Annotated in this window: 24 protein-coding genes; 23 read left to right on the top strand and 1 reads right to left on the bottom strand. The window is 42.7% G+C overall.

Translation table 11 applies throughout. The features are described 5' to 3' along the window. Nucleotides 1-7 precede the first annotated feature (7 nt). The 17 genes from infB (at nt 8) to RTR76_RS05670 (ending at nt 16,146) form a co-directional block, all read left to right on the top strand. Nucleotides 8-2,107, top strand: a complete 2,100-nt coding sequence (gene infB / locus RTR76_RS05750; protein ID WP_396144319.1) for a translation initiation factor IF-2 — start codon at nt 8-10, stop codon at nt 2,105-2,107. Nucleotides 2,108-2,128: 21 nt separating this feature from the next. Beyond that, nucleotides 2,129-2,482 (top strand): 30S ribosome-binding factor RbfA, encoded by a 354-nt coding sequence (gene rbfA, locus RTR76_RS05745; protein ID WP_312517719.1) that lies wholly within the window; start codon nt 2,129-2,131, stop codon nt 2,480-2,482. Nucleotides 2,483-2,484: 2 nt separating this feature from the next. Continuing rightward, nucleotides 2,485-3,432, top strand: a complete 948-nt coding sequence (locus tag RTR76_RS05740; protein WP_312517717.1) for a bifunctional oligoribonuclease/PAP phosphatase NrnA — start codon at nt 2,485-2,487, stop codon at nt 3,430-3,432. A 4-nt stretch (nt 3,433-3,436) separates the two neighbouring features. Continuing rightward, nucleotides 3,437-4,303: a tRNA pseudouridine(55) synthase TruB gene (gene truB / locus RTR76_RS05735; protein WP_312517714.1), complete on the top strand. Its 867-nt coding sequence runs from the start codon at nt 3,437-3,439 to the stop codon at nt 4,301-4,303. 28 nt (nt 4,304-4,331) lie between these two features. Continuing rightward, the gene (locus RTR76_RS05730) at nt 4,332-5,246 is read left to right on the top strand and encodes a bifunctional riboflavin kinase/FAD synthetase (RefSeq protein ID WP_312517711.1); all 915 of its coding nucleotides are present in this window, start codon (nt 4,332-4,334) and stop codon (nt 5,244-5,246) included. A gap of 162 nt (nt 5,247-5,408) precedes the next feature. Next, nucleotides 5,409-5,675 carry a 30S ribosomal protein S15 gene (rpsO, locus tag RTR76_RS05725; RefSeq protein WP_312517708.1) on the top strand — a complete coding sequence of 89 codons (267 nt, stop codon included), beginning with the start codon at nt 5,409-5,411 and terminating at the stop codon, nt 5,673-5,675. Nucleotides 5,676-5,811: 136 nt separating this feature from the next. Next, nucleotides 5,812-7,908 carry a polyribonucleotide nucleotidyltransferase gene (locus RTR76_RS05720; RefSeq protein ID WP_312517705.1) on the top strand — a complete coding sequence of 699 codons (2,097 nt, stop codon included), beginning with the start codon at nt 5,812-5,814 and terminating at the stop codon, nt 7,906-7,908. 100 nt (nt 7,909-8,008) lie between these two features. After that, a complete protein-coding gene (locus tag RTR76_RS05715; protein ID WP_312517703.1) occupies nt 8,009-8,725 on the top strand; it encodes a polysaccharide deacetylase family protein in 717 nt (238 codons plus the stop codon). A 99-nt stretch (nt 8,726-8,824) separates the two neighbouring features. Further along, nucleotides 8,825-10,030, top strand: a complete 1,206-nt coding sequence (locus RTR76_RS05710; protein WP_312517700.1) for a glycosyl hydrolase family 18 protein — start codon at nt 8,825-8,827, stop codon at nt 10,028-10,030. A 32-nt stretch (nt 10,031-10,062) separates the two neighbouring features. Beyond that, complete coding sequence (locus RTR76_RS05705; protein WP_312517697.1) at nt 10,063-10,926, top strand: N-acetylmuramoyl-L-alanine amidase; 864 nt, start codon at nt 10,063-10,065, stop codon at nt 10,924-10,926. A 180-nt stretch (nt 10,927-11,106) separates the two neighbouring features. Beyond that, on the top strand, nt 11,107-12,360 hold the full coding sequence (locus tag RTR76_RS05700) for a pitrilysin family protein (protein ID WP_312517694.1): 1,254 nt from the start codon (nt 11,107-11,109) through the stop codon (nt 12,358-12,360). An 8-nt stretch (nt 12,361-12,368) separates the two neighbouring features. Further along, nucleotides 12,369-12,815 carry a dUTP diphosphatase gene (gene dut / locus RTR76_RS05695; protein ID WP_312517691.1) on the top strand — a complete coding sequence of 149 codons (447 nt, stop codon included), beginning with the start codon at nt 12,369-12,371 and terminating at the stop codon, nt 12,813-12,815. 130 nt (nt 12,816-12,945) lie between these two features. After that, entirely contained in the window at nt 12,946-13,254 is a 309-nt protein-coding gene (locus RTR76_RS05690) for a hypothetical protein (RefSeq protein WP_312517688.1), read from the top strand. A gap of 22 nt (nt 13,255-13,276) precedes the next feature. Then, nucleotides 13,277-13,570: a YlmC/YmxH family sporulation protein gene (locus tag RTR76_RS05685; RefSeq protein WP_312517683.1), complete on the top strand. Its 294-nt coding sequence runs from the start codon at nt 13,277-13,279 to the stop codon at nt 13,568-13,570. A gap of 55 nt (nt 13,571-13,625) precedes the next feature. After that, entirely contained in the window at nt 13,626-14,237 is a 612-nt protein-coding gene (locus tag RTR76_RS05680; RefSeq protein WP_312517680.1) for a general stress protein, read from the top strand. A gap of 144 nt (nt 14,238-14,381) precedes the next feature. Continuing rightward, entirely contained in the window at nt 14,382-15,455 is a 1,074-nt protein-coding gene (buk, locus tag RTR76_RS05675) for a butyrate kinase (RefSeq protein WP_312517678.1), read from the top strand. Between the two features lie 10 nt (nt 15,456-15,465). Continuing rightward, nucleotides 15,466-16,146 (top strand): zeta toxin family protein, encoded by a 681-nt coding sequence (locus RTR76_RS05670; protein WP_312517675.1) that lies wholly within the window; start codon nt 15,466-15,468, stop codon nt 16,144-16,146. Between the two features lie 21 nt (nt 16,147-16,167). Here RTR76_RS05670 and RTR76_RS05665 read toward each other — a convergent pair whose 3' ends face one another. Beyond that, a complete protein-coding gene (locus tag RTR76_RS05665) occupies nt 16,168-16,293 on the bottom strand; it encodes a hypothetical protein (RefSeq protein ID WP_312517674.1) in 126 nt (41 codons plus the stop codon). Nucleotides 16,294-16,355: 62 nt separating this feature from the next. Here RTR76_RS05665 and RTR76_RS05660 point away from each other — a divergent pair, with 62 nt between their 5' ends. The 6 genes from RTR76_RS05660 (at nt 16,356) to RTR76_RS05635 (ending at nt 22,694) form a co-directional block, all read left to right on the top strand. Further along, nucleotides 16,356-16,883 (top strand): NUDIX hydrolase, encoded by a 528-nt coding sequence (locus RTR76_RS05660; RefSeq protein WP_312517671.1) that lies wholly within the window; start codon nt 16,356-16,358, stop codon nt 16,881-16,883. Nucleotides 16,884-16,885: 2 nt separating this feature from the next. Then, nucleotides 16,886-18,085: an endonuclease Q family protein gene (locus RTR76_RS05655; RefSeq protein ID WP_312517668.1), complete on the top strand. Its 1,200-nt coding sequence runs from the start codon at nt 16,886-16,888 to the stop codon at nt 18,083-18,085. 60 nt (nt 18,086-18,145) lie between these two features. Next, on the top strand, nt 18,146-18,784 hold the full coding sequence (spoIIM, locus tag RTR76_RS05650; protein ID WP_312517665.1) for a stage II sporulation protein M: 639 nt from the start codon (nt 18,146-18,148) through the stop codon (nt 18,782-18,784). Between the two features lie 469 nt (nt 18,785-19,253). Next, nucleotides 19,254-20,141: a site-specific tyrosine recombinase XerD gene (gene xerD, locus RTR76_RS05645; RefSeq protein ID WP_312517662.1), complete on the top strand. Its 888-nt coding sequence runs from the start codon at nt 19,254-19,256 to the stop codon at nt 20,139-20,141. A 41-nt stretch (nt 20,142-20,182) separates the two neighbouring features. Then, the gene (locus tag RTR76_RS05640; protein ID WP_312517659.1) at nt 20,183-21,355 is read left to right on the top strand and encodes a phosphopentomutase; all 1,173 of its coding nucleotides are present in this window, start codon (nt 20,183-20,185) and stop codon (nt 21,353-21,355) included. A 4-nt stretch (nt 21,356-21,359) separates the two neighbouring features. Then, on the top strand, nt 21,360-22,694 hold the full coding sequence (locus RTR76_RS05635; protein ID WP_312517656.1) for a pyrimidine-nucleoside phosphorylase: 1,335 nt from the start codon (nt 21,360-21,362) through the stop codon (nt 22,692-22,694). Nucleotides 22,695-22,780: the final 86 nt, after the last annotated feature.

Below are 22,780 nucleotides of genomic sequence, written 5' to 3'. Positions count from 1 at the left end.
ACAGGGAATGAACCAACAGCGTCCTATGCAGCCGCAAGGGCAGAATAATTTTAATAACAACAGACCGCCATATCAGCAGCAGGGACAGGGAATGAACCAGCAGCGTCCTATGCAACCGCAAGGGCAGAATAGACCGCCTTTCCAGCAGCAATCGGGAAGCAATCAACAGCGTTCAAATTCAACTGGTAATCGGTCAGCCGGGCAGCAGCCACCGAGGTCTCAACAGGGTCCGCAGCAAAAAGGCAGACCTCAATATGGTCAGCAGAATAACCAGAATAGAAATCGTGGTAAAGATCAAGGGCGGCATAACCAGCAAAATCGTCAGCAAAATGCTGCTTCTCAGCCTGTGCAGCCAGCAAAACCAAAAGTAATCAAGCTTGGTGGATCGCTTACCGTTAAAGAATTGTCCGGAAAAATGGGGCGTGAAGTCAGCGAGATTATTAAAAAGCTGATGGCTCTTGGCGTGATGGCCACTATTAATCAGGAAGTGGATATCGATACTGCCACTATTTTAGCTGAAGATTTTGGCATTACGGTTGAAGAATTGCCACCGGAAGAAGATCCGACAGAAATTGCCGAAATTGAGGATGATCCTGAAACATTGGTTTTACGTCCTCCTGTGGTTACCATTATGGGACACGTAGATCACGGCAAGACATCATTATTGGACGCTATCCGCCAGACAAGTGTTACTTCCCAGGAAGCGGGCGGAATCACCCAGCACATTGGCGCGTATCAAGTTAATTATAAGAATAAGAAAATAGTCTTTCTTGATACTCCCGGCCATGAAGCATTCACTGCTATGAGGGCCCGGGGAGCTAAAGTAACAGATATTGCCATATTGGTTGTTGCCGCTGATGACGGCGTAATGCCGCAGACGATAGAAGCAATTAACCATGCTAAATCTGCTAATGTTCCTATCATTGTAGCAGTTAATAAAATGGACCGTCCTGGAGCAAATCCGGATCGTGTCAAACAGCAGTTGTCTGAGCATGGTCTGATCTCTGAGGAATGGGGCGGCGATACGATTATGGCCCCTGTTTCTGCCCAACAAAAGACTGGTTTGAGCGAATTGCTTGAAATGATTCTTTTGGTAGCAGAAATGCAAGAGTTAAAAGCAAATCCGAACCGTAATGCTCTCGGAACAATTATTGAGGCACAGCTGGATAAGGGCCGCGGGCCGGTGGCAACTGTGTTAGTCCAAAAAGGTACGTTGCGTATTGGTGATACGATAATCGCCGGTACTGCTCACGGCAAAGTGCGCGCTATGGTCAATGACAGAGGGGAAAAGGTCAAAAAAGCTGAGCCTTCAATGCCTGTTGAAGTTTTGGGCTTGTCTGATGTTCCTCAAGCTGGGGATATACTAAATGTAACTGATGAAAAAATAGCCCGGGCAGTAGCTGAAAAACGCATAGCTAAAAAGCGGACTGACGATATGTCGCAAACGCAGAAAGTTACCTTGGATGATATCTTTAAGCAAATTCAAGACGGTACGTTAAAAGATTTAAATATCGTCATTAAGGCGGATGTGCAGGGTTCAATTGAAGCGCTGCGCCAGTCTTTAATGGCATTAAAGAATAAAGAAGTACGGGTAAACATTATTCATGCAGGCGTTGGTGCGATTAATGAGTCAGACGTCATGCTTGCATCTGCATCAAATGCATTAATCATGGGCTTTAATGTTCGCCCTGATGCTAATGCACGTAAAGCGGCTGAAAGTGAAAAAGTTGATCTTAAGACATACCGTGTTATTTACGAGGCAATTAATGATGTAGAAGCAGCTATGACAGGTATGCTTGCTCCAGAGTATAAAGAAGTGATTCAAGGGCGGCTGGAAGTACGTAAAGTTATTTCCATTCCTAAAGCTGTTGTTGCCGGCTCCTATGTTCTGGAAGGCAAAATTACCAATTCGTCGCAAGTACGCCTTATACGCAATGGTATAGTAGTGCATGAAGGTAAGATCGATGCTTTACGCCGTTTCAAAGATGATGTAAAAGAAGTTGCCACTGGCTATGAATGCGGCTTATCGATTGAAAAATTCCGCGACATAAAAGAGGGAGATATCATTGAAGCATTCGCTATGGAAGTGGTTAAGCCAGGTACTTAGTGCAAAAGCGGAGGGGTTATAATGGGTCAGCTGCGACTGGAAAAAGTACAGGAATTTATTAAGCAAGAAGTAAGTAAAATGATTCTGACTGACCTTAAAGATCCACGTATTGGTTTTGTAACGGTTACCAGGGTGGAAGCTACGGGGGATTTGCGTCAGGCAAAAGTATATTTAAGCTTATTTGGAAGCAAAGAACAAAAAGAAGAAACCTGGCAGGGATTACAAAAAGCGCTGGGCTTTATCCGGGCTGAGGTTGGAAAGCGCTTGAAAATCCGGCATTCTCCGGAATTGCTGCTGCAATTGGATGAATCGCTTGATCATAGCGTTCATATTCAAACGCTATTGGATAAACTCAAGCAGGAAGAGGATCAATAGCCATGGAGATATCATTGCCGCAAGTGGCTGAAATGCTGCATAGTGCAAACACAATCGTACTAACTGCACACGTACATCCCGATGGAGACTCGCTGGGCTCCATGCTGGCTCTATATGAGGCACTGCAGGCAGATGGTAAAAAAGTATATATGTTGCTTGATGATGTTGTTCCTGCAACGTATCATTTTTTACCTAATTGGAAAAAAATTAGTAAACCGGTCGATAATGACCGGTTTACTACAGATTTGCTCGTAGTCCTGGATGCAAGTGATATTGAGCGAATCGGAAAAGTACAGAATACGGTTAAGGCGCCGATCCTTAACCTTGATCATCACATCTCGAATACGAGATTCGCTGATTATTACTATATTGACAGCAAAGCAGCAGCAACGGGAGAAATTATTCTTGCGTTGTTGAACCTAATGAAGTCTAAGGTAACGGCAGATATTGGTACTTGCCTGTATACGGCAATAGCAACAGACTGCGGCTTCTTTCGGTATGCAAATACCACGGCGTCTACCTTGCACTACGCAGCAGATTTGGTTGATGCCGGAGCGCAGCCTCAAGTTATATCTGAGGCCTTGGAACAGCGGTCAATTGCAAACCTTATCACGTTGACGAAAGTATTACAAACGATTGAGACTCATTATGAAGGTAAAATTGCCATTATGACAATTTTACCTGACTTACTCAATGATCCCGATGAAAACACAGAAGGCTTTATCAACTATGCCCGCTCGATTGAGGGCGTAGAAATAGCAATCTTATTTAGAGCGATTGATGAGCGGACTGTTAGAATTAGTTTCCGGTCGCATCGGGCAGATGTGAGTCAAGTTGCCCTTACTTTTGGTGGAGGCGGACATATTCGCGCTGCCGGCTGCACCATTCATGATACTTTGGAAAATGCGATAGAACAAGTATTGCCTGTTGCTATTGCTCAAATCAGGTGATGCAATGAATGGTATAATCAATATATTAAAACCGCCAGGCATGACATCTCATGATGCAGTATCCTATATACGGCGGGTTTTTGCTATGAAGAAAGTAGGTCATGCTGGAACTCTCGACCCAGCTGCTGCAGGTGTATTACCGGTATTTTTAGGCTCTGCCACTCGTCTGATCGAGTATTCGACAGAGGCTGCAAAAAGTTACCGAGTAGAAGTTACTTTTGGTTTTGAAACTGACACCGGTGACGATACCGGTAAAGTAACGCAGACCGGTCCGTGTGAATTACCTGCCCGCCAGCGACTTGAAGAAGTGCTGGCGACTTTTATTGGAGCTATTACGCAAATCCCGCCGGTATATTCTGCAATAAAGGTTGATGGGAAAAAATTGTATGAGTTAGCCCGCGCTGGTATTGCTGTCGAACCCAAAGCCCGTCAGGTGCATATTCACGACATACGCATACTGGAAGTCAGGCAGTCAACACTGTTGCTTGATGTAGACTGTTCAAAAGGCACGTATATTCGTTCACTTTGCCAAGATATCGGCAGGAAGATTGGCTGTCCTGCAGTCATGAGCTTTTTGGTTCGTACCAAAGTTGGGGATTTTACGCTGGAGCAAGCTGTTTCTATTGAAGAGATCAGCAATAAAAAAGAAGCGATCGTATTACCTCTTGATTTTGCTGTTGCACATTTGCCGCTAGTTAAGCTCAGTCCATCAGAATGTAAGGACCTTCAGCAAGGGAAAGCAGTTTTTACTCAAACTTGCCCAAGTTCTTTAGTAAGGCTTTATGATACGCAAGAACGTTTAGTTGGAATTGGACAGTATGACAGTACCTCCTCACTGTTAAAACCAGTGAAGATTTTGTCCTTATTCTAATATCATCTAGGTATGTGAGGAGAATGGTATGGAGCTGTTTACGGAACTCGCAGATATAAGCAAGCATGAGAATATTGCCATAGCTTTGGGAACCTTTGACGGTGTCCACGCCGGACATCAACAAATAATTGGACAGGCGGTACAACTAGCTGAACGGTCATCCGGTACCAGTGTGGTGTTTACCTTTAGCAATCATCCTCTAAGCATAATTGATCCTGAACGGTGTCCACCTTTTATCATGCCGGAAGAAGAGAAGGTTGAGATTATTGCAGGTATGGGAGTCGATATTTTGATGTCCATACCTTTTGATGCAAAATTCTTACAGCTTATGCCTGCTGAATTCATTCAGTTATTGATGCGAAATTTTCGCCCTGCTCATGTAGTGGTAGGCCCTAATTATACTTTTGGCTTTCAGGGAAAGGGGACACCTGAGATCTTGAGAAAAGCGGGAATTGCCTATCATTTTGATGTTCAGGTACCTGAGGCAGTTTTAGTTGAGGGATCTCTGGTTAGCAGTACACTCATTAGGCAGTTGATTGCAGGCGGGGATGTGCAGCAGGCCGCAAAACTGCTTGGACGACCATTTACAATGGATGGCAAAGTAATAAATGGTGACCAGCGGGGGAGACTGCTTGGATATCCTACGGCAAACCTGCCGATACCTCCAGGCATGGTAATACCGGCAGATGGTGTATATGCTGTACAAATTAAAATAGGCACCACTTGGCTTAATGGTGTGGCGAATGTCGGTGTAAACCCTACCTTTAACGGGCAAATCCGCAGGCTGGAAGTGTTCATACTAAACTTTAATGGTGATTTATACAATAAAGAAGTACGAGTATCCTTTCTATCCCGTCTTCGAGGTGAGATACGATTTGCGGGAGCGGAAGCGTTAAAGGAACAGATAATCCTCGATATCAATGATGCACAGCGCTTTTTCTAAATCTGAAATAAAAGCGATAAGAAACTTTACAGTAAGTATTCCTTATGATAAAATAGATAAAGTATGAAGATGCGAATAGCATCTGACATGAACTGTAGCGAGGATCATCGACACTCCGACGATCGTCTTGGCTATAGGGATACAAGAAAAGGAGGTGCCGTTATGCTTACACCAGAAAAAAAGCAAATGTTGATTGAACAGTATCGTGTTCATGAAAGTGATACTGGATCGCCAGAAGTGCAAATTGCAATTTTGACTGAACGTATTAATTACTTGACAGAGCATTTGAAAGAACATAAGAAAGATCATCACTCTCGTCGTGGTCTTTTGAAAATGGTTGGTCAACGTAGAGGTTTATTAAACTATCTTCGTGACAACGATTTAAATCGTTATCGTACCATTCTTGAAAAATTGAATCTCAGAAAATAATGGAAAAGCGGGATATTCCCGCTTTTCTATTTATTTTTCGGGGTTAGACAAAAAGAAAAAAGGGAATACTAAAAAAAATGTCGAAGTGTTAAACTTTGGTAGAAAAAGAACAGCGTTTAAGAGGAGGAAGACCTGAATGCATACTTTTCAAATGCTATTGTCAGGCAGACCATTAGTCATTGAGACTGGTAAATTAGCTAAGCAAGCCGGTGGTGCGGTACTGGTTCGATATGGTGATACCGCAGTAATAGTAACAGCTACAGCGTCAGCTGAACCAAGAGAGGGAATTGATTTTTTCCCATTAACTGTTGATTATGAAGAACGTTTATACTCAGTAGGAAAAATTCCCGGTGGCTTTATAAAACGGGAAGGACGTCCGAGCGAAGCCGCCATCCTTTCAGGCCGCTTAATTGACCGCCCTATTCGCCCCTTATTTGCCGACGGGTTTCGTAATGATGTACAAGTTGTTGCAACCGTTTTGTCGGTAGATCAAAATAATTCGCCTGAGATTCCAGCAATGATTGGCGCGTCATGCGCGCTTTCTATATCCGATATTCCTTTCAACGGTCCTATTGCGGGAGTAAGAGTTGGTCGCATAGCTGGAGAATTGATCGTTAATCCGACAATTGAAGAACAAGCAAAAAGTGAACTGAATTTAGTAATTGCCGGTACTCGTGACGCCGTACTAATGGTTGAGGCTGGAGCAAGTGAATTGTCGGAAGCAGTTATCCTGGAAGCAATTACCTTTGGTCACGACGTGATTAAACAAATTGTTGCTTTTCAAGATGAGATTGTTGCACAGGTTGGTAAAGCTAAACGTGAACTAAAACTTTATAAAATACCTGCAGATATTGATGAAGCTGTTCGGGGCTATGCTACGGAAAGAATGCGAATTGCTGTAACTAACCCGGATAAGTTAGCAAGAGAAGAACAAATCAAACAACTTAAAGTAGAGGCAGCAGCTCATTTCGCCACTCTCTTTCCTGAGAATGCAAAAGATGTCAGCAATTGTCTGCAAAAAATAGTAAAAGAAACTGTTCGCAAAATGATTACTGTCGATAAAATCCGCCCCGACGGCCGCAAAGTAGATGAAGTTCGTCCTGTAAGCTGTGAAGTTGGATTACTGGCGCGTACACACGGTTCTGGTTTATTTACGCGTGGACAAACCCAGGTTCTGACAGTGACAACGCTGGGAGCCATTGGTGACGAACAAATTCTTGATGGCCTGGGAGTGGAAGAGTCCAAGCGTTACATGCATCATTATAATTTCCCATCCTTCAGTGTTGGCGAAACCAGACCTTCCCGTGGCCCCGGCAGACGCGAAATCGGACACGGTGCATTGGCTGAACGTGCTTTAGTCCCTGTACTTCCTTCAGAGACTGAATTCCCGTACACAATCAGACTTGTTTCCGAGGTTCTTGAATCAAATGGTTCAAGCTCAATGGGCAGCGTTTGTGGCAGTACACTTTCGTTAATGGATGCAGGTGTTCCTATTAAAGCCCCAGTATCTGGTGTGGCAATGGGATTAGTTAAAGATGGCGAGTATTATACCATATTAACAGATATACAGGGAATGGAAGATGCTCTGGGAGATATGGACTTTAAAGTTGCCGGAACAGAAAAAGGGATTACAGCTATTCAAATGGATATTAAAATAGCTGGTCTTACTAAAGAAATATTAACAGATGCATTAGAGCAGGCACGCCTTGGCAGAGAACATATCCTTGGTAAAATGTTATCTGCAATACGTCAACCGCGCGAGGAATTATCACCCTTTGCACCACGAATCATTACGATGGAAATTGATCCTGATAAGATTCGCGATGTTATTGGACCAGGTGGTAAAACCATCAAGAAAATTATTGATGAAACTGGTGTAACAATTGATATTGAAGATGATGGTAAAGTTTTCATTGCTGCCATCGACAGAGAAGCAGGCCAGAAAGCCGTTCGTATTATCCAAAATCTTACCCGCGATGTAGAATTGGGTGCGATTTATTTAGGTAAGGTAACGCGCTTGATGAATTTCGGAGCTTTTGTTGAAATCATTCCAGGCAAGGAAGGCCTTGTTCATATTTCTCAGCTTGCTCGTGAGCGGGTTGCAAAGGTTGAAGATGTCGTAAAAGTTGGCGACGAGATAATGGTTAAAGTCACGGAAATCGACCGTCAAGGCAGAGTTAATTTATCCCGGAAAGAACTGCTGAAAGATGAGCCGCCGCGCGAAGTGGAATAATCTTTAAAACATAAACCTTTTGGTTTATGTTTTTTTTATTTTCATGAAAGAGGGTAATCGTTAATATACTAGTAAAAATACGTTGCCCAGAGGTGATGGTATGCGTCTGATCATGATTCGACGCTTTCCGCAATGGTATGTTTTTTTTGCAACTGGCATTTTTCTTACTGTTGCTATGTTGGCAGGTATGCTTCAGCCTTATTTAGGTGAGTTGCTGCCGCCTGTTAAGCCACAGCCCATATCCCAGGGAAACACAAATAATCCTAAAATCGCTTTTGCCTGTAATGTTTTTTGGGGGGAGGAGTTTTTACCGGATATGCTTAATACGCTGGATAAAGAAAATAGTAAAATTACTTTCTTTATTGGCGGGAGCTGGGCGAAGCGTTATCCTGACTTGCTGAAGGATATTGCCAGCCGTGGGCATGAACTGGGAAATCATACGTATAGCCATCCCCATCCTAATAATCTGACTAAGCAGCAAAATCAAGAACAAATTACCCGTACTGAAGTATTAGTCCACGAAACTACCAATATAAAAACTACCCTATATGCTCCACCTTATGGTGAATATAACGATAATGTCTTAGCTGCGGCAGCTGATCTGGGGTATACAACGATTATGTGGAGCATCGATACGATTGACTGGCAGCGGCCTCCGGTAGAAGTTCTGAAAAATAGAGTGCTAAAGAAGATTCATAACGGTGCAATCATATTAATGCATCCGACCGATCCTACAGCAAAGGCATTACCAGAGCTAATTAAAGAATTAAAGGCAAAAGGTTATACGATAACAACTGTAAGTGATATACTGAATTAACATAAATAGGCATACATATGTCTATTTTTTTTATTGCTATATTTGCTTGTTTATGTTAACATGTTGACATAATGTTTATGCAGTAGGAAGGAGTTTGCTGTGCGCGACTATAAAAAACAACTTTCTTGGTTGCTCGTAGCAGTCATAGTAATGACAGCTATGGTACCTGCTGCTCCAGCCTACGCTTTTTCTTTGCAAGATTTAATGGGACAAACTAGTGGATCCGGTGGACAAAGTTTTGTTGGTTTAATTGGAGTGTTGATGGATAATCTCTTCGGTAAACTAGCCAATATGATCCCCGGAGTCCCGAATAACAATGGAGGCGAAGTCGTTACTCCCAAGCAAGGCAAAGAGATTGTTGGATTTTATGCTGAATGGTGGGGGAAGGATACTTCATCCTTTAATTCTTTGAAAGCAAATGCAGATGCAATTGGAACTATTGCTCCCTTTTGGGCGACATTACAAAGTGATGGAGCATTGACGAATCGTGGTGGTGATGACCACGCGTCAGTTGTCGATTTTGCTAAAAAAAATAATGTGTCAGCTTTATTGCTTGTGAATAATGCAAAAGAAGCGAATGGTCAGGTACCGATCCACATGCTTTTGTCCAATCCCGATGTACGTACAAAAGCGATTGTCAATTTAGAGGAATATATAAAGCAATATAAGCTGGACGGAGTGAATATTGATTTTGAAATGGTTCCGGCAGAAGACCGGGACAATTTAACTGCATTTATGAAAGAACTTTCTAACCGGCTAAAACCACAGGGGTATCTGGTTACGATCGACGTCTTTCCTAAGCAGGATGAATCGAATGACGTTGCTCTTGCATACGATTACGCCCAACTATCCCAATTTGCCGATAAGATTATGATTATGACCTATGATAATCATGGGATGTGGAGTAAGGCTGGCCCGATTGCCGGTATTGAGTGGGTAGAGAAAAACCTCGCTTACGCTCTAAAATCAATCCCGAAAAATAAACTTTATCTGGGAATTGCTGCTTATGGCTATGATTGGTCTACTAAGGGGATCAATTCGCTGGAATATGGCACCTTAATGGATCTGGCAAAGCAATATAATGCTGAAATAAAGTGGGACGAACAGTCTAAATCACCGCACTTTGCATATCGGGATGCCGATGGCGTAGAACATCAGGTTTGGTTTGAGAATCAGGAAAGCTTAAAATACAAACTTGATCTCGTAAACCGCTATGATATAGCTGGAGTTGCTATATGGAAATTAGGTGAAGAAGATCCAGGATACTGGCAAGTCTTTAAAGATAAGCTTCACATTAAAAAATAATGAAATGAAAAGTTCAGTGTCAGGAGGTTGCAATGGTGGATAATAAAAAAGTTCTTGCGATTGTAATGTTGGTGTTTATGGCAATTTCCATAGTAATTCCGACGCAAGTTTCTCATGCAGCTGCTTTGGATGAACTAATGGGAAGTCTGGCCACATCAACCATGGCGTCATCTTCTGGCAACACAGCTGCAGATGGGGGTTTCTTTAACAATATTTTTGGGTTGCTTTTTGATAAGATATTAGGCCCAATCTTTAATATTTTTGGCGGGAAAAGTGATTCTACTCCGGGTAAGGTAAATCCTTTGCCTGATCCAGGCTCAAATCAGGACTTGGGAGTTCTGCGGGGAAAAACCATTGTTGTTGACCCGGGCCATGGAGGCAGTAACCCAGGGGCAGTAGCCAATGATACACGCGAAGCTGATAACAATTTGGCTGTTGGTTTGAAAATGCGTGATAAACTGGTACAGGCAGGTGCAAAAGTAGTTATGACGCGTAGTTCAGATACTACTGTTGCATCAGAAGGAAGCTCATTGGGCGAAGAACTTCAGGCTCGCCTGGATATGGCTCAAGCCAATAATGCCGATCTATTTGTCAGTGTTCATTCTAATAGTAATCCTGACTCGTCAATTGCCGGAGCTATGACTTTTTATCCTAGCGGTAATTCGAGTGATTTGGCCTCAGCGGTGCAAAGCAGTGTTATTAAGCGAACAGGTGCCGTCGATAAAGGTACTTCCCCAGCTACGTTCTATGTATTGCGAAATGCTTCAATGCCAAGCATTTTAGTGGAAATGGGCTTTGTAACAAATTCGGCGGAAGCTGCCCGCCTGCAGCAAGATACCTATCGTAATCAAATGGCTCAAGGCATTGTGGAAGGACTTGCTGCATATTTTAAATAGCATTTAAGCATGTTTTACTGAAAATATAACAGGGGCCGTTTGGTCTCTGTTATATTTTTATTTGGTTGAATATACTAGACTAGTGCAGTAATCTGATAGCAGTGTTTTTTGTTACTTATTAGAAGGATTTCTTAGCTTACAGCAGAAATGTAAGTATCATATAGCAAAAAGGAGTATAACATGTATCAAAAATCAGTATTGCCCAATGGTATCCGGGTCGTTTCAGAAGCCATTCCTTATGTAAAATCTGTAACATTAGGTGTGTGGGTCGGGACCGGATCACGTAGTGAACAACAACATAATCACGGTATTTCCCATTTTATCGAACATCTCTTATTTAAAGGAACGACCAGTCGATCTGCCAAAGATATTGCTGAAGTAGTGGATGAAGTTGGTGGGCAATTAAATGCTTTCACTGCTAAAGAATATACCTGTTACTATATAAAAGTGGTTGATACACATATGGAGCTGGCAATTGATATCTTAAGCGATATGCTTATTAATTCCCGTTTTGATCCTGAGGATATTGCTAGAGAAAGAGAAGTTGTACTGGAAGAAGTTAAGATGTATGAAGATTCACCGGATGAATTGGTACATGATATTCATCTAGACCGCAACTGGTCAGGTCATGCATTGGGGAGAAATATTTTAGGTACAGCTGAATCCATTTCTGCATTTGATCGTTCCTTGGTATTGGATTATTATCATGATTTCTATACTCCCGATAATATGGTAGTAGCTGCGGCGGGTAATCTTTCCCACGAGCTTTTAGTGGAACTGACTGACCGTTTTTTTAGTAAGTTAGCAAGAAAAAAAGCTGCTGTTGTCCACCCGGTGCCACTGTTAACTCCAACACGCATCTTCCAGGCAAAGGATACCGAGCAGGTTAATCTGTGTTTAGGCACTGTCAGTGTAGCCCAAAATGCTCCGGAGATTTATCCGGTTCATATTTTAAACAATATTTTGGGCGGAGGAATCAGCTCCAGGCTTTTTCAATCCATTCGGGAAGAACGGGGTTTAGCTTATTCTGTTTATTCCTATCAGACAAATTACAGTGATGCGGGGCTTCTTACTGTTTATGCCGGTACGAGACCGGCTAATACGGAACAGGTAATTCAATTAATTCTTGCCGAGATTAGCAAATTAAAGAAAGCTGGAATTACTGAAAAAGAATTGACAAGGGCTAAAGAGCAAATTAAAGGCAGCTTGTTGTTGGGGCTAGAAAGCTCGAGCAGTAGAATGTCGCGTATTGGTAAGATGGAAATAACGTTAGGAAAGTTTATCACTTTAGATGAAGTAGTAGAAAAAATTGAACAGGTGACAGTACCAACGATACAGAGTATCACGGAGCAGTTATTCCGTCCAGAGACTTTTTGTTTTACGGCATTAGGGCCTGTTGATGAGAAAGTACTGCCTTCAGATATTACCTTTTAGGAGAGAATATGGAGAAAAGAAATCGCGGATTTGAACGGGTTTCCGGTTTTACTCACGTTTCATTGCCCGAACGTAAAACAGCATTCAGCGCAGGGTATGATATAGCCGCTGCTGAAGATATAATGTTGAAAGCAGGAAGCGTGACACTTGTGCCCACAGGGTTGAAAGCATATATGCGAGAAGATGAATATTTGGGTATTCATATCCGGTCAAGCATAGCAATTAAACATCAACTTTCACTGATTAACGGACAGGGCATTATTGATGCCGATTATTATAATAATAGTGATAATGAAGGTCATATTATGATTGCGATTATGAATCATGCCCAAACCGCTGTTAAACTGGAAAAGAACATGCGCATTGCGCAAGGTATATTTGTGAAATACCTGCAAGTAGATGCTGATCATGCGCAGGCAATTCGAACTGGTGGAATGGGAAGCACAGGGAAATAGCGTGAAAGATGAGAAAAAGACCTGTCTTGTGTTGCCAAAAGGGCAGCATAAGACAGGTTTTTCTTGTATTATATACATATATTTTTTTTACAGGCATATCTATTGAATAAGTAAGTACGGAGGGATGTCCATGATCACTATAGTGGCATTGCTCTTATTTTTAGCCCTAACGTCACTATCGCTCTGGCTGCGTGTCGCTAGACACCGCAATTCATTAGAAGAAGTAACGCCTAAAGCCTCTCCACTGGCATTAGCCGTTCAGGAACTGGTTGCTACAGCCGGTGGTCTTTACTTATCCATAGTCATGTTAATTTCTTTTTTAAAAATTGATTTGCCGGGAAAAGTAACGCTTTATACCATTGCGCTTGATCCGCTCGCATTACTATCTATGGGGCTGGCAATTATACAGCCTTTCTTCTTTCGGTTGATGAATAAATAAGAAAAGCAGGTGAAGCAAAGAAATGCGTTTAAGCGATTTAGCAGGTAAAGAAGTGATTAATCTTGGTGACGGATCACGATTAGGAGTAGTAGATGAGTGTGAATTAATGTTTGATGACAATACTGGCAGAATTCAGTCACTTGCACTACCCGGCAAAAGCAGTGTGTTTAGTTTTTTCAGTGAAAGTCGTCATTCCACTATTCCCTGGACTGCAATTAAGCGTATTGGCGATGAGGTGATTATTGTCGATTTAAACAATGCCTATGATAAGATGTATAGTGCATATCGCCGTGATCGCCGGGAGAGTGAATATTAATTGCTGCCGGGGACAGACTAACATTAGTTTTTAATGTTAGGGGGAATAAAAATCTATGCAACAGAATAATGAAACAAATCAAGCGAATGCAGTCATTACTAGCAGCTATTCGGGCACTCAGCAAAATGATTCGGCTACAGCAAGTACTCAAAATGCCTCTGCAAATGCAAGCCAATCCAATGCAGGTGCGGGAGTCAAAGCGGTTATCGGAGTATTTGCGGACAGGGACAGTGCTGAAAAAGCAGTAAGACAGTTGCGCAGCCAGGGTTTTAATACAGAAGAAATTAATATTATCTCTAAAGGTCAAAATAAGAGTGGTTCCAAAACGTATGAAGATGATATCACGGATGGGGCTTTAACAGGTGGAACCCTTGGTGGTATTGGCGGTTTGCTTGTAGGCGCCGGTGCACTGGCCATCCCGGGAATTGGTCCCATCATTGCAGCCGGGCCTATAGCAGCTGCTCTGAGTGGTGCTGTAGCGGGAAGTATTGCCGGTGGCTTGATCGATTGGGGCATTCCTGCTGAGACAAGCCAAAAATATGAACAAAGTGTAGCACAAGGTAATATATTAGCTGTGATTCGCTCGGATGCATCTAAGGTTCAGCAAGCAGCTCAAATCCTTAGACAAAATGGTGCCTCCGATGTCGAAAGTCATACTTCCAAGTAAATTGTAAAATCCGGACCTTTGTCCGGATTTTATTTTTTATTGCCGAGTATCAAATTTTTAGCGCATATAATCCCAATGTTTATCTCAGCAGGATTTTCCTGCAAAAACAATGAATACCATTTACAAAGACGGAGGAGGGATAATATGGCTAAAGAATATGTAGTATTAGCAATTAACCCAGGGTCAACTTCCACGAAGATTGCTCTATATAAAAATGAAAACTGTCAGTTCGAGGCTGTAATTCGTCATAGTAACGAAGAATTACAGAACTTTGTCCGAATTAATGACCAATATGAATTCCGGCTTGGAATGATCAAACAAGCATTAGTACAGCATGGAGCGGAGCTAAAGGAACTGCATGCCGTAGTCGGACGGGGCGGTCCTTTAAAGGCGCTGGACAGCGGCACGTATTCGGTGAACGACGTTATGTGCGAAGATCTGCGTATCGGTATTCAGACAGAACACGCTTCTAATCTGGGTGGATTGCTTGCCCGTGCTATTGCTGATCAAGTTGGCATTCCGGCATTTATTGTTGACCCTGTAAGTGTTGATGAACTGCGGCCATTAGCGAGAATAAGCGGATTTCCTGAAATAAAACGACGCAGCTTGTTTCATGCTCTTAATTTAAAAGCAGTTGCTCATCGTGTTGCGAATGATCTGGGACGGGAGTATAACAAGTTAACGTTGTTGTTAGTCCATTTAGGCGGCGGAATTTCGGTAGGTATTCAACAGCAGGGGCAAATGATAGATGTTGCCAATCCCAATGAATCTGGACCATTTTCTCCTGAGCGAGCCGGTTCTTTGCCGACAGGTGATTTAGTTAAAATGTGCTATTCCGGTCAATATACATGGGAACAATTGAAGAAAAAAATAAATGGTGGCTCCGGGCTGGTCGCTCATTTAGGAACGAATGACGGACGCGAGATTGAGCAGCGCATTCATTCAGGTGATGAACAAGCAGCTCTTATTTATGAAGCAATGGCCTATCAGGTGGCGAAAGAAATAGGTGCGATGGCTACTGTTGTTAACGGGGGCGTAGATGCTATTGTACTTACTGGCGGACTTGCCCATTCGAAGCTGCTGGTAGAATGGATTACGAAGAGAGTACAATTTATTGCCCAAGTACTGATTTATCCAGGGGAAGATGAGCTTCAGGCGCTGGTAGAAGGAACACTCCGCGTACTCAGGGGCGAGGAAGCTGCTAAGCTTTATCAATAGGGAGATAGTGATGAAGAATACACAACAATTATTATCCAATGCAAGAGTTACTATTCTTGTTGGCGAATTTGGCAGTGGGAAAACAGAACTGGCTGTAAATTACGCATTGTACTTAAAGGATAACGGTTATTCTACTGCAATTGTGGATATTGATATCATTAAGCCTTACTTTCGTACAAGAGAAAACCGTTCTTTACTTGAAGCCCAAGGAATCCGTGTTATTGCTCCCGAAGGAAGATTAGCTCATGCAGATTTACCTGTTTTGCCGCAGAATTTGTTTCCTGCGCTATATGATACATCTATGCAGGTCGTTATGGATGTTGGCGGCGGCGAATCTTCCATTGCATTAGGGCAAATCAGCTCCCAGTTGGCTGCTGTAGGGTATGAGGCCTTACTTGTTGTTAATACCTGCCGCCCCTTTACCAGCACGTCAGAAGGGATTGTAGAGGCAGTCAGGCGCATTCAACAAGCATCTCAGCTTACCGTAAGCGGCTTGATCAGCAATACAAATTTGGCTGATGAGACGAATCTGCTCCAGGTGCTGAAGGGGCTCGAAATAACGGAAGAAGCAGCGCGGCAGCTACAAGTACCAGTACGGGCGGTAGTAGTACCAGAAAGCTTGTCCATGGCAGATTTACCAGTACCTGTATTTGTTTTGAAGAGATATACGCACTATCCATGGATGGATTGAGAAACTAGGAGGTTATTCGGCTTAATGCATATTTTGTTTAATCAACTGAGCAAGTGTAGTCTGCTCTTGCTGCAGCTGAGATAAAAGAGCCTGCAGATCTTTTACTTTACCGGAAAAGAATAGGCCGCCATCTACATAAATCACCATTGTACATCCCTCCCTTATTAAGATGTATATGTGACTTATGATGATATATTCAGGAGGATTTTATGAATACGTTACTTGAACACCAAATACGGTCGGAGCAATTATACAATGGCAAGATTATTAATGTTCGTCGCGATACGGTCTTATTACCCAACGGTAAGGAAGCTGTCCGCGAGGTGGTAGAACATCCGGGAGCAGTTGCAATAGTGCCGGTTTTAGAGGATGGGAGCATTGTTATGGTAAGCCAGTATCGTCATGCTGCCGGTAAAATTCTGCTTGAAATACCGGCTGGTAAACTGGATAAAGGAGAGAAGCCGGAAAGTTGTGCCGCCCGTGAATTAGAAGAAGAGATCGGGTATCAGTGCCAGCGCCTGCATAAACTTGCGTCCGTTTACACTACTCCGGGCTTTTCCGATGAGATTATTCATATTTATCTGGCTGAAGCACTGACTCCTACGGAGCAGCATTTGGACGAAGATGAGTTTTTGCATATTGCAACATTTACGAAAGCTCAGGTGCGCAGGTTGATAGCAGATGGCTCTATATGTGATAACAAAACCATTACAGGGCTTTTATTGGCAGGAGTTTGAGAATGAAGTACTGTTTTGCGGATCTACATATTCATGTCGGTGCAACTGAAGGCGGGAAATGGATAAAAATTCCCACTTCCCGCCGACTTACTGTCCGCAATATTTGCGAACATTCATTGTGGCAAAAAGGTATGGACGTTGTGGGAATTGTAGATGCTATGTCACCGCTTGTACTTGAAGACTTAAATAGCTTGCTTGCAGAGGGATTACTGCAGGAACTGCCTGGGGGCGGCTATCAATACAAGCAATCACTTACCGTTTTGCTGGGCACCGAAATTGAAACGATTGAGCCCCAGGGCGGTATGGCTCATACGTTGTTATTTTTACCGGATATCGCAGCGATGCGCCGATTATCAAACTATATGAGTCAGTTTATTAAAAATATAAATTTGAGTGCTCAAAATGCTCATATGCCGCTTAACCAATTGATTGATATTGCGGTGTCGTTTGAAGCGATGATTGTACCTGCCCATATTTTTACTCCCTATAAGAGCATGTATGGCGTTTGCGCGCGGCGGATTCGTGCATTATTAACGGAAAAAAACATGCGTAAGCTGTCAGCTGTGGAATTAGGCTTAAGTGCTGACAGTGATTTAGCTGATCGAATAGGAGAATTGTCTTCTTACACGTTTCTTACAAACTCAGATGCCCATTCCTTGGATAAGATTGCACGGGAGTATACTTTATTCTCAGTTGAACAGGCTAATTTCCAGGAGATTCACCAGGCTATGCGAAGGCAACGGGGGAGAGAAGTGATTGCTAATTACGGCTTGAATCCAAGATTGGGTAAATATCATCGCACTTTATGTGAGAAATGCGGTCACACAGAGCAAACGGAAAAGATCGTGTCTGCCGGGGTATGTGTGAACTGCGGAAGCAACAAGGTAGTTACAGGCGTACTCGACCGCATTAACGATATTGCGGATTATGCTGCACCTATTCATCCTGCTCACCGAGCCCCTTATTATTATCAGGTGCCTTTGGAGTTTATTTCCGGTCTAGGGAAAAAGGGCATGGGGAAGCTCTTGGATTTGTTTGGTACGGAAATGAACGTGCTTCATCGTGCAAATGCAGCGGACCTCAGACAAGCAGTTGGGGATAGAATTGCGGATGGAATCCTATCTGCCCGCTCTGGTACTGCTATCATTCAGTCGGGCGGCGGCGGGGTTTATGGAAAGGTCATAAATAAAGTGGACAAATAAGGCATAGTGATATCTGAACCGGCATAGATTGGTAACAGGCTATAGCGGGGAGGAACACGCATGCTCGGGTATTTACGGCAACATATTACTGGCTATATAAAGGCAAATATTGTTGCTTATTTTTTCATGATTCTCATTTTTATTATTGGCGTTGTTGCAGGCTCTTTAGCTGTAAAGACATTACCGGATGAGCAAAAAACAGAATTGCTAAGCTACTTGCACGTATTTTTTCAGGGGCTGAGTACAGGATCTGAAAATATACAGGATGCCAAGCTGCTGAACAGTGTTTTATTCAATAATGCCAAGACCATAGGGCTTATCTGGGTTCTCGGATTTACGGTAATCGGTATACCATTTATATTGTTTATTATTTTTACACGGGGTTTTATTATTGGGTTTACTGTAGGGTTTTTAGTGAACGAGTATATCATGAAAGGACTAGTCTTCTCTTTAGTTTCCGTCTTGCCACATAACTTCTTTGCAATGCCTGCTTTACTTGCCGCCGGTGTGTCTGCTATTTCATTTTCTCTTCTGCTGGTAAGACAACGGGCGCGTAAAACAAGTTTGTTTTATCAGACCATTAGTTACACTCTTTTCTGTGGGGGCAGTCTCGTGTTTATGTTGCTCGCTGGATTTATTGAAGTAGTAATTTCGCCGGTCTTTATGAAAGCTTTGGCAGGGCTATTAATGAAAGAATAGAAGTCGGATATGGATAATGATGGACTTGGCGAAAGCCAAGTCTTTTGTATTTTTCCCGGTATTATGGAATAAACAGGATAATTGGTGAATAAATATGTTATGAAGTTAAGCCAAATAGGAAGTGGGAATATGGTTGCAATAGTTTCAGTTCGAACGTTAATTAAAAAGGCAAAGGTAATAAGCCGGATCATACTGCTGGCGCTAATTTTGCTGTATATCTTGCCAAAATTATTTAACCTTTTTTGGGACACGCAAAAAATGGATCAAAAGTCACCCGATCAGCACTTATTAGAAAAGCCACTGAGAGTTCAACTGTTAATTTCCACCAAAATAATTGGCAGTTAACAAAAAAAGAGTACTTTTCGACAGGCAAACAAAGGAAATTGAAATTTTATGTGGAATAAGACCCACATACGACACCTGTGATGTAAACCGGAATTTGGTGATAAAAAAGGGTGGGTAGAAAGAAATGGAAAGTTACGTTAGTCAATTTATTAACTACCTTGCAGTAGAGCGCGGTTTAGCGCAGAATACGCTTGAGTCTTATGGCCGGGATTTACGCCAGTTTCAATCGTACTTGCAAAATAGTCAGATGGATATTCTTAAGGACTCTAGTCGTAATACCATTCTTACCTATTTGAACAACCTGCAGACTAAGGGCAGGGCTGTATCAACCATTTCACGAAATTTAGCGGCCATAAAATCTTTTTATCAGTATTTGGTTCGCGAGCGGTACTTAGAGAAAGATCCGGCTGCCAATTTAGAATCACCTAAGCTAGAGAAAAAGCTGCCTAAGATTCTCACTATCGCTGAGGTTGAAGAATTACTCAAACAGCCTAATGCTTTTCTCCCAGCGGGGCTGCGTGATAAAGCTATGCTGGAATTACTCTATGCCACCGGGATACGTGTGTCGGAATTAATATCGTTAAATATTTCTGATGTAAATCTGGACATGGGCTACATAAAATGCTTTGGTAAGGGAGCTAAGGAACGCATTGTTCCATTAGGTTCCATCGCTGCTAAATGTGTTCAGGAATACATTAATAAAGGACGTTCTAAGCTTGTTCGTACATATGAAGAATCGGCATTATTTGTCAATCATCATGGGAATCGGCTAACTCGCCAGGGCTTTTGGAAAATTATCAAAAAATATGCCCAGGAAGCAAATATTCTTAGAGAAATTACGCCCCATACTCTGCGTCATTCTTTTGCTACGCATTTATTGGAAAATGGAGCGGATCTTCGCTCTGTACAAGAAATGCTAGGCCATGCCGACATATCGACCACGCAGATTTACACGCATGTCACAAAAAATCGCTTAAAAGAAGTGTATGATAAAGCTCATCCACGCGCATAATGAAATTAAATACAACTATAGACAAGGAGCGGCGGCTTACGATGTTTCAAAGAGTAATTGTCCTTGTTATGGATAGTGTAGGTATTGGTGCTTTGCCGGATGCTGATCAATATGGCGATGCCGGCGCAAATACCTTAGGAAATATTGCTCGCTCATTAGGCGGGCTTTTTTTGCCTGTAATGAACAAATTAGGACTTGGCGCAGTGGCCCCGATAGAGGGATTAAAGCCTGTAACACAAACCGGATTCTACGGTAAAATGGCAGAAAAATCTCATGCTAAAGATACTACCAGCGGGCACTGGGAGTTGGCGGGGCAGCCAATTTTTACACCATTTCCAGTCTATCCAAATGCATTTCCCGAAGAAGTGATAAGCAAGTTTGTTCGCCTGATTAACCGTCCGGTACTAGGGAATAAAGTTGCATCAGGCACTGAAATTATTGCTGAGCTTGGTGCTGAACATATGGCAACCGGTTATCCGATTGTATATACATCGGCAGACAGTGTTTTTCAGATAGCTGCACACGAGGATATTATTCCTCTGCAAGATTTATATGAAATGTGCCGGATCGCCCGCGAGCAGGTGTGTGTCGGTGAACATGCTGTAGGCAGGATTATTGCTCGGCCGTTCATTGGTGTTCCCGGTAATTTTACCCGTACGGCCAATCGCCATGATTATAGTTTGGAGCCAAATGGTGACACTGTGCTTGATACGCTAAAAAAAGATGGCTTTGCCGTTATTGGTATTGGTAAAATATCGGATATTTATGCTCATCGCGGTATTACCCGTTCATTTTCGAGTAAATCAAATGATGATGGAATGAGTATCCTCTTGGATTTGGTGCGATCAAATACCGGTTCAGGCCTGATTATGGCAAATTTAGTTGAATTTGACAGTACGTATGGTCATCGTAATGATGTTGTAGGCTATGGACGTGCACTGGAAAGGCTGGATGGGCAGCTTGCTTTGCTAATCGACTCTTTGCAGGTTAGGGATCTTCTGATCATTACGGCCGATCATGGTTGTGACCCTACGTTTGCCGGAAGTGATCACACCCGTGAATATGTACCATTGCTGGTTTATTATCATAACTGCCCAGGCGGCGAATTGGGAATCCGTGAAACTTTTGCTGATGTAGGACAAACAATTGCTGATAATTTCTCTATTGCTAAGCTTGATTATGGTCGCAGCTTTTTGCACAAGCTGGTGAGGTGATGGAATGCGAGCGTTAGATATAATCACGAAAAAGCGAGATGGCTATACATTAACGGATCAGGAAATTAACTATCTAATACGCGCGTATCAACAGGAAGAAATTCCTGATTACCAAATTTCAGCCTGGTTAATGGCTATTTTTTTGCGAGGCATGAATAGTGAGGAAACTGCTGCATTAACGCTGGCAATGGTGCAATCTGGAAATACGGTCGATTTGACTGGTGTTAGCGGCATTAAAGTGGATAAGCATAGTACTGGCGGTGTAGCAGATACGACAACTTTAGTGCTGGCACCGCTGGTGGCAGCTGCAGGTGTGCCGGTAGCAAAAATGTCGGGTCGAGGGCTGGGTTTCACTGGCGGAACAATTGATAAATTGGAATCAATACCAGGTTTTTGTGCTACTTTGACGCAAAAGCAGTTTATTACCTGCTTACGGCAGCATAATATAGCAATAACAGGACAATCCGGTGATATTGCACCTGCTGACGGAAAACTATATGCATTGCGGGATGTTACTGCTACCATTGAGAGTATACCGCTGATTGCATCATCGATCATGAGTAAGAAAATTGCTGCCGGTGCAGATAAAATTGTACTTGATGTTAAAGTGGGCCGTGGCGCCTTTATGAAAGACTTAAATCAGGCAATTTTACTTGCTGAAGCAATGGTCAAAATTGGAGAATTGGTCGGCAGAGAAACGATGGCGGTATTAACTAACATGGATCAACCGCTGGGGCAAGCCGTTGGTAATAGCCTGGAGATTCAGGAAGCTATTGATGTACTTAGTGGTAATGGACCGGCGTCATTGCGGGATGCATGTTTGGTTTTAGGGTCATATATGCTGGTATTAGGTGGAAAAGTCACTGATGTGCCAACAGGAAAAGCTGTATTGAATGAGTTATTGCAAAATGGTCAAGCTCTGCTGAAATTTACGGATTTCATTACGGCACAAGGCGGGGATGCACAAATTGTGCAACAGCCATCGCGATTGCCTCAAGCAAAGTGTAATCGAGTTATTACGAGCTCCCGCGCGGGCTATGTTCAAAATATCTATGCAGATCAAATTGGGTATAATGCCATGCTTCTTGGTGCAGGCCGGGAAAAAAAGGGCGATACCATTGATTTGGCGGCAGGAATTATGCTCCATTGCCGGATTGGTGATTATGTGGATAAGTCTCAGCCGATTGCCTCTCTATATAGTAATAGCATGGAAAAGTTAGACAGAACTCAACATGTAATTGAAATGGCAATCACGATAGGTGATGAAGCAGTACAGCCGCCGGCATTAGTTTTGGGGATTGTTGATCGGAATGGATATCAAGCTAATACGTTTAAATAAAAAACAGCCAGAAAAAGGCTGTTTTTTTTATTTGATGTAATTACCAGTGTAAGGTCAATTTGCGGCGGAAAAACTATTTAATAAAT

It is taken from the genome of Anaerospora sp., from assembly GCF_032013335.1.
Lineage (GTDB): Bacteria > Bacillota > Negativicutes > Sporomusales > DSM-15969 > Anaerospora.
Note: the sequence above shows the minus strand (reverse complement) of the source record. Positions and strands in the feature narration are given on the sequence as shown.

What these genes read in the sequence shown, in the direction of transcription:
- infB (WP_396144319.1), top strand. Translation starts at nt 8, where the DNA reads ATGAACCAACAGCGTCCTATGCAGCCGCAAGGGCAGAATAATTTTAAT.
- rbfA (WP_312517719.1), top strand. Translation starts at nt 2,129, where the DNA reads ATGGGTCAGCTGCGACTGGAAAAAGTACAGGAATTTATTAAGCAAGAA.
- RTR76_RS05740 (WP_312517717.1), top strand. Translation starts at nt 2,485, where the DNA reads ATGGAGATATCATTGCCGCAAGTGGCTGAAATGCTGCATAGTGCAAAC.
- truB (WP_312517714.1), top strand. Translation starts at nt 3,437, where the DNA reads ATGAATGGTATAATCAATATATTAAAACCGCCAGGCATGACATCTCAT.
- RTR76_RS05730 (WP_312517711.1), top strand. Translation starts at nt 4,332, where the DNA reads ATGGAGCTGTTTACGGAACTCGCAGATATAAGCAAGCATGAGAATATT.
- rpsO (WP_312517708.1), top strand. Translation starts at nt 5,409, where the DNA reads ATGCTTACACCAGAAAAAAAGCAAATGTTGATTGAACAGTATCGTGTT.
- RTR76_RS05720 (WP_312517705.1), top strand. Translation starts at nt 5,812, where the DNA reads ATGCATACTTTTCAAATGCTATTGTCAGGCAGACCATTAGTCATTGAG.
- RTR76_RS05715 (WP_312517703.1), top strand. Translation starts at nt 8,009, where the DNA reads ATGCGTCTGATCATGATTCGACGCTTTCCGCAATGGTATGTTTTTTTT.
- RTR76_RS05705 (WP_312517697.1), top strand. Translation starts at nt 10,063, where the DNA reads ATGGTGGATAATAAAAAAGTTCTTGCGATTGTAATGTTGGTGTTTATG.
- RTR76_RS05700 (WP_312517694.1), top strand. Translation starts at nt 11,107, where the DNA reads ATGTATCAAAAATCAGTATTGCCCAATGGTATCCGGGTCGTTTCAGAA.
- dut (WP_312517691.1), top strand. Translation starts at nt 12,369, where the DNA reads ATGGAGAAAAGAAATCGCGGATTTGAACGGGTTTCCGGTTTTACTCAC.
- RTR76_RS05690 (WP_312517688.1), top strand. Translation starts at nt 12,946, where the DNA reads ATGATCACTATAGTGGCATTGCTCTTATTTTTAGCCCTAACGTCACTA.
- RTR76_RS05685 (WP_312517683.1), top strand. Translation starts at nt 13,277, where the DNA reads ATGCGTTTAAGCGATTTAGCAGGTAAAGAAGTGATTAATCTTGGTGAC.
- RTR76_RS05680 (WP_312517680.1), top strand. Translation starts at nt 13,626, where the DNA reads ATGCAACAGAATAATGAAACAAATCAAGCGAATGCAGTCATTACTAGC.
- buk (WP_312517678.1), top strand. Translation starts at nt 14,382, where the DNA reads ATGGCTAAAGAATATGTAGTATTAGCAATTAACCCAGGGTCAACTTCC.
- RTR76_RS05670 (WP_312517675.1), top strand. Translation starts at nt 15,466, where the DNA reads ATGAAGAATACACAACAATTATTATCCAATGCAAGAGTTACTATTCTT.
- RTR76_RS05665 (WP_312517674.1), bottom strand. Translation starts at nt 16,293, where the DNA reads ATGGTGATTTATGTAGATGGCGGCCTATTCTTTTCCGGTAAAGTAAAA.
- RTR76_RS05660 (WP_312517671.1), top strand. Translation starts at nt 16,356, where the DNA reads ATGAATACGTTACTTGAACACCAAATACGGTCGGAGCAATTATACAAT.
- RTR76_RS05655 (WP_312517668.1), top strand. Translation starts at nt 16,886, where the DNA reads ATGAAGTACTGTTTTGCGGATCTACATATTCATGTCGGTGCAACTGAA.
- spoIIM (WP_312517665.1), top strand. Translation starts at nt 18,146, where the DNA reads ATGCTCGGGTATTTACGGCAACATATTACTGGCTATATAAAGGCAAAT.
- xerD (WP_312517662.1), top strand. Translation starts at nt 19,254, where the DNA reads ATGGAAAGTTACGTTAGTCAATTTATTAACTACCTTGCAGTAGAGCGC.
- RTR76_RS05640 (WP_312517659.1), top strand. Translation starts at nt 20,183, where the DNA reads ATGTTTCAAAGAGTAATTGTCCTTGTTATGGATAGTGTAGGTATTGGT.
- RTR76_RS05635 (WP_312517656.1), top strand. Translation starts at nt 21,360, where the DNA reads ATGCGAGCGTTAGATATAATCACGAAAAAGCGAGATGGCTATACATTA.